This window comes from Parasphingorhabdus sp. (assembly GCF_036964675.1).
Taxonomy (GTDB): domain Bacteria; phylum Pseudomonadota; class Alphaproteobacteria; order Sphingomonadales; family Sphingomonadaceae; genus Parasphingorhabdus.
In genome coordinates this window covers 1-2,252 of sequence record NZ_JBALTF010000132.1, presented here as the reverse complement: position 1 = coordinate 2,252, position 2,252 = coordinate 1, and the positions used below count along the sequence as shown (strand labels likewise).

Below are 2,252 nucleotides of genomic sequence, written 5' to 3'. Positions count from 1 at the left end.
CCGGATGTCGAAGAGGTCAAACAGCGACTGATGTACATCCAGCTGATCGCCACCGCGCAATGTTTCGACGAGGGCGTCGTCTCCGATCCGCAATCCGCCGATCTTGGCGCGATTTTCGGCTGGGGCTTTGCGCCCTGGACCGGCGGTCCGATGAGCCATATCGACACGATCGGTGTCGACAATTTTGTCCGCATCGCCGACAATCTGGCACAGAAATATGGCGAGCGGTTCAAACCACCGATGTCGTTCCGCGCCAAAGCCGATGCCGGTGAAAGTTTTTACAAAGCGGCTTAAGCTGGATCAGAATATATGGAAAAGAGCTCCTGCGGGGGCTCTTTTTTTGTCTGCTACGATAGACGCTTGGCAAGTGCGTCGAATTTTTCGGAAAGCTGGTCGAACTTTGAAGACAGTAGCTCCACAGTAGCATTATCGCTGGCCTCAATCCCTTGAACCGCTCCATAATGCGAGCGAAACAGCGCTACCATGTCTTCCACAACCGGCCCTTGTTCGCGCGCGCTGCGCTCGGCATCCATGGTCATTTCGATCGATCGGGCGCTATATTCGAGGCTGCCGTAAAACACGTCCCGGGCCTGCCAGAGTATCGCATCTGCCCGTAATTCCCCGCGATCCTGTCCGCGCAGAAACAGCCGGTCGAACACGGCAACATAATGGCGCAGATGATCGCGCGAGACGCTGACCTCGCTGTTGTTGCGGCGCAGGGCAAAGGTAAGATTGATGAAGTCCGAGTTCAGTATCACCGTGTTCAGGTGATATTGGGCCAGCGCCCGCAGTCGGCCAAAGAAATCCGTGGCTTGCACTGACGCCATCACGCCTTCGGCCTCCAGCGTCAGCCCGTCCCAGAATTGCTGCAGCACCGCCAGCATCAGTTCGGCCTTGGATTCATAATAGCTGTAGATGGTGCCTTCGCCGATACTGGCCCGCCGCGCGATCTCGGACATCCGCGCGCCGTCAAAGCCATGCTCGACAAAAACACCCCGCGCCGCATCCAGAATCGCACGTTCCTTGCGCTCCAGCTTGATACGCTGGGTTTCCGGATTGACCGTCTTGATCGCCAACATCTGTCCTTTATTGAGCTTGACTCGAAAATACCGAATGCTATTCAATTAGCCTTTGTGGACTCGCCGTGTCAAATAGCGAATAGTCCGTTCGGTAAAATCGAAAAGAGGCGCTGCACCAATGCCCCAATTTAAATCCAAGATCGCCACCGGTTCGGAGAGCTTTGCTCAGAATCGCAAGAATATGCTGGCGCTGATCGATCATCTGCGCAGCCTTGAAAACCGCGCCATAGCAGCATCGGAAAAACGGCGGCCGACATTTGAAAAGCGCGGCCAGCTGACCCCGCACGAACGGCTGAAACGCCTGCTCGATCCTGGCATGCCCTGGCTGCAACTATATAATATGGCCAATTATATGGTCGAGGATAGCGACCCCGACACCAGCATTCCCGGCGGCAGCGTGATCCTGGGCATCGGTTTCGTCAAAGGCGTGCGCTGCATGATCTGGGTCGATGATAGCGGCATCCGGGCGGGCGCCGCGACAAGCGGTGGCTGGGATGCCAGCAAAGGCGCGCAGAAAATCGCGCAGGATCTCAAATTGCCATTCATCCATCTGGTCGAAAGCGCCGGCGCGAACCTGATGGAATATAAGGTCGAGCTCTGGGCCCATGGCGGGATGCTGTTCCGCAATCTCGCCTGGCTGAGCGCGGCGGGCGTTCCGACCATGGTCGTGCTGCACGGACCATCGACCGCTGGCGGCGCCTATATGCCGGGCATGTCGGACTATGTCATCGGCATCCGCAACAATGGCATGGCGGCGCTCGGCGGCGCGGCGCTGGTCCACGCGGCAACCGGAGAAGTCGCCGATGATCGCGAACTGGGCGGCACCGAAATGCATGCCTCGACCACAGGCACCGTGGAATATCTGGCCGATGACGATGCCCATGGCATTGCCATTGCCCGTGAAACCATCGGTCGTCTCGACTGGAACAAGAATACCACCCCGATCCGCCGCAATGACTATGAAGAACCGATCTATGACATCGACGAAATCGCCGGGGTTGTGCCGACCGACTATACCATCCCCTATGATGTCCGCGAAGTCGCGGCGCGGATTGCTGATGGTTCTGATTTCGAGGAGTTCAAGGCGCGCTATGGCCCCGGGACGGTCTGCATGCAGGCGAGCATCATGGGCCATGCGGTCGGGCTGATCGGCAACAACGGCCCGTTCGATCC

At 57.9% G+C, this 2,252-nt stretch carries 2 protein-coding genes and 1 pseudogene; 2 read left to right on the top strand and 1 reads right to left on the bottom strand.

Annotated features, from left to right (window positions below):
* Positions 1-294 (top strand): annotated as a pseudogene (locus tag V7665_RS13480) (3-hydroxyacyl-CoA dehydrogenase); the annotation flags it as partial.
* A 53-nt stretch (positions 295-347) separates the two neighbouring features.
* On the opposite strand, the gene V7665_RS13475 reads toward V7665_RS13480, so the two are convergent.
* Positions 348-1,079, bottom strand: coding sequence for a TetR/AcrR family transcriptional regulator (locus V7665_RS13475; protein WP_335665049.1), 732 nt, complete (start codon positions 1,077-1,079; stop codon positions 348-350).
* Positions 1,080-1,197: 118 nt separating this feature from the next.
* Between V7665_RS13475 and V7665_RS13470 the strand changes: the two genes are divergently transcribed.
* Positions 1,198-2,252 (top strand): carboxyl transferase domain-containing protein (locus V7665_RS13470; RefSeq protein ID WP_335665048.1); only part of this gene is annotated, 1,055 nt, incomplete at its 3' end.